We start from the raw sequence: 3,130 nt of genomic DNA, 5'->3' as shown, positions 1-3,130 counted from the left end.
TACTTGTGTAACCTAGTTGTAAAATAATATCAAAATTTCTATTTCTAGAATCTAAAATAGAGTTCAAGTCATATATAAATTGACCAATAGTGCCCACTTTATCTTCAGGATCAAAACAGTGAATAATATTTACCCCATTATAGGTTTTATCTTTGTAGTGATGTGTACTAGAATTGTATACATACACCTCATGACCTTGATTAACTAAATATTCGGAAAAATACTCTGCAAATTGTTCAAAACCCCCGTGAAAGTTTGGAATTCCTCTAGTTCCTAATATTGCAACTTTCATATAAAGAATGTGTTATAAACAATGTGTTTAAAAAAATAAAAAAAACTATTCCTTTATTTCTCATAAAATATGATTCAAAAAGAAAGGCAAATAAAACCAATATTATGTAAAACACATACAAATTATTCTCGCTTGTTAAAGCCATATTAAAACCATAGAATATATAGGACACGAAAAACAGAAAGGTTAAAATCCCTAATGATACTATAATTTCCAAATATTGATTATGTAAATTAAGTCCTTCAAACCAATTTGGGGCTAGCCCATAAGACATATAATAATAGTCTAAATGGTTTTGAGTATCTCCAACACCATAACCAAAAAGAATCTTTTTGTCTTTAATTAGGTGATATAACCCAATACTCCCCAAAATATAACGAAGCTCCAAATCACTTATGTCATATTTATTTTCTGAATCGAAAATATTGGCTTTTGTAAGATCATTAGTCGGTTTAAAATTTGAAGTGAATTTTACCCCTTCTATAAAACGATTCCTCAGAAAGGAAATAGACGAGATTGTAATGACGCTTGTTATCAGAAACAACATTGCTATAATTTTTAATCTTTTTGTTTTAAAAACAGTTTTTAGCTGAAACACATAAAGAACGGTAAAACCAATTATAACTGCTTTTGAGGCTGTTAAGAACAGACCACAAATCAAAATAATTATACTAGCAAAAACATGGGGTTTTTTGTTAATTAACCACGAATGGTTAGAAAGAGCTGTTAGAGAAAAAATGCTGAATGAAATATATAATGCAAAATAGACTGGGTGTTGATCAAATAATCGTGTAAACTCGTGAAACAACAAAGTTTCAATAGGTTTCTCTTTAAAAATTATATTAAATATTCCATATAATATTAGAATAATGGTTGTAAATAATGTAGATGCCGAAAAAACCAATAAAACCTTTCCCAATAAATGCTTACTCGTATATAATGCAATTGTGGAAAAAGATACAAGCACAAAAAGCGAACTTTTATCAATAACTCTCAAGCCTTGGTCTAAGTCTTTGCTTAACAATCCACTTAAAACGATAATTAAAAAATATGCCGCGGGAAAAACAAATGAAAACCTGGTGAATTGTTGTAATCGTAATTTTTTCTTTACTAGTAAGAAAACTGAATAAAGCACAGATATGATAATAAAAATATTTCCCAAACTCACTGAAAGTGGTATTGATAAGGCCATACCGTATATAAAATATGGCGATGGGTTTTCAGTGATTTTATGAAAGGCTTTTGTTATGCGCTTCATTAAGTTAATATATTTAATATTTTTTCTGCTTTAGATTGCCATGTGAAACTCTTTACGTCAAAAAAAGACTTTTCATTCTTTGTGTCGTTTAATTCTTTGGAAAACTCCTCTTGACCATTTACTAAATACAAATAATCTGATAAATCTAATAAACCGTTTCCCTTTGTTCCCACTACCTTCTTCCCGGTAGATAGGTATTCATATGCCTTGATTGAGTCGCCACCATGTTGACCTTCACTTATGTTATATGGGACTATACAAATATCAAAATTAATGACGTATTTATAATACTCGTCATAATGTTTATCCCCGAGAAAAAATACATTTTTTCTTTTTATAATACTTTTATAAATCTGCTTATTCAATATCTGTCCAACAAAAACAAAAGACTTGTCGGGATTATTTAAGGTTAAGTAATTAATTAAATCTACATTTAGTAAATAAGATATTTTCCCTCCAAATCCAACTATTGGTTTTTTTATATTCAATAAATCTACAGGTGTTTCTGTTGTTCGGTTTTTTAAAAAATCCTCTTCAACCCCATTCTTTATGAGATGGATATCTTTTACTTTGAACTTGGTTTTAAAAAACAAGATGTTTTCTTGTGAATTTGTTATCCAAAAAAATCTCTCATTGCTTAATTGTTGATACCCTGTTTCAAGATGCTTTGTTATTTTTTTATAAGCTGGGAATTTTAAAAAATTATCCCATGCGTCGAAAACTTTATTTTTAGCAATGACTCTAGCAGCCAATTTATATGCAAAGATATTTTGTGATAAAAGATTGATTTTTTCTATCCCCAAAAGTTTATACGTGTCCTCTATAAATTCTGTGTAATTGTCACATGCATATTTTTCAATAAACCACAAATGTTTTTTTTTTAACTTGAGAGAATATATCAAGAGATAAGAAGTCTATTACAAAAATCTTATGGTCTGTTTTGTATAAAGAGAATCTGCCCTTTTTTAAAATAATCTCTCCTTGGATTATTGTTTTTTGATTGTTATATAAAAGTTCTAAATGTGTGGTGGGCCTATTTACAATAATAATTTTATCAACTGCATCTATTTTTGAAAGCGCCTTAATAAAGTGGGCATCGCGAGTTCTAAAGCCTTCACGTTGGCTTTTTCTCCAATCATGAAATGGAATGATTAGTAAATTCATGCGTTTCTATAGTAATTAAAAAACATGAAAATACTAAAAACAATTCCAATCTCAGAAAATGGTGTGGTATAAAAAGAATATATTGTGATTACAGAAAAAATAAACAGAAAAAACCACTTATTACGAGTTTCTAAAGACTTTACAATGTAAAACAAATAGAAAAAAACTGTTATAAGGCCCATCAATCCTAGGTCAAAATAGGTCCAGATAAGTTGAGAAAAATGGATGGTATTTTGAAACTTACCCGTCTTTATGTCGAAATATGAATAAGGCCCACCTCCAATAAACTTAGTGTCCAAACTATGTATGGCGGCTATAACTACTTGTTCTCGTTTTGCTGTTCCTTCTAAAAAAAATCTATATGATCTTTCTATTGTAAAATGCTTTTCAAAAGTTCCTCCAACCTTAGAGGTAAT

General features: G+C 29.1%; 5 protein-coding genes. All 5 read right to left on the bottom strand.

The window, feature by feature from the left end:
- A partial coding sequence (locus AB1Z17_RS05025) for a DUF1972 domain-containing protein (RefSeq protein ID WP_368050704.1) occupies window positions 1–292 on the bottom strand: 292 nt, incomplete at its 3' end.
- Complete coding sequence (locus AB1Z17_RS05020) at window positions 267–1,550, bottom strand: O-antigen ligase family protein (protein ID WP_368050703.1); 1,284 nt, start codon at window positions 1,548–1,550, stop codon at window positions 267–269. The genes AB1Z17_RS05025 and AB1Z17_RS05020, both read right to left, overlap by 26 nt.
- Window positions 1,550–2,419 carry a hypothetical protein gene (locus tag AB1Z17_RS05015; RefSeq protein WP_368050702.1) on the bottom strand — a complete coding sequence of 290 codons (870 nt, stop codon included), beginning with the start codon at window positions 2,417–2,419 and terminating at the stop codon, window positions 1,550–1,552. The genes AB1Z17_RS05020 and AB1Z17_RS05015 overlap by 1 nt, the downstream gene beginning before the upstream one ends.
- On the bottom strand, window positions 2,406–2,714 hold the full coding sequence (locus AB1Z17_RS05010; RefSeq protein WP_368050701.1) for a hypothetical protein: 309 nt from the start codon (window positions 2,712–2,714) through the stop codon (window positions 2,406–2,408). Before AB1Z17_RS05010 ends, AB1Z17_RS05015 begins: the two co-directional genes overlap by 14 nt.
- Window positions 2,711–3,130, bottom strand: a 420-nt coding sequence (locus AB1Z17_RS05005) for a hypothetical protein (protein WP_368050700.1), incomplete at its 5' end; no start/stop codon positions are given. The genes AB1Z17_RS05005 and AB1Z17_RS05010, both read right to left, overlap by 4 nt.

Origin of the sequence: Lutibacter sp., assembly GCF_040883305.1 — a bacterium.
In the GTDB taxonomy this organism is placed as follows: Bacteria; Bacteroidota; Bacteroidia; order Flavobacteriales; family Flavobacteriaceae; genus Lutibacter.
The sequence above is the reverse complement of the archived record's forward strand: the minus strand, read 5'-3'. Positions and strand labels throughout refer to the sequence as shown.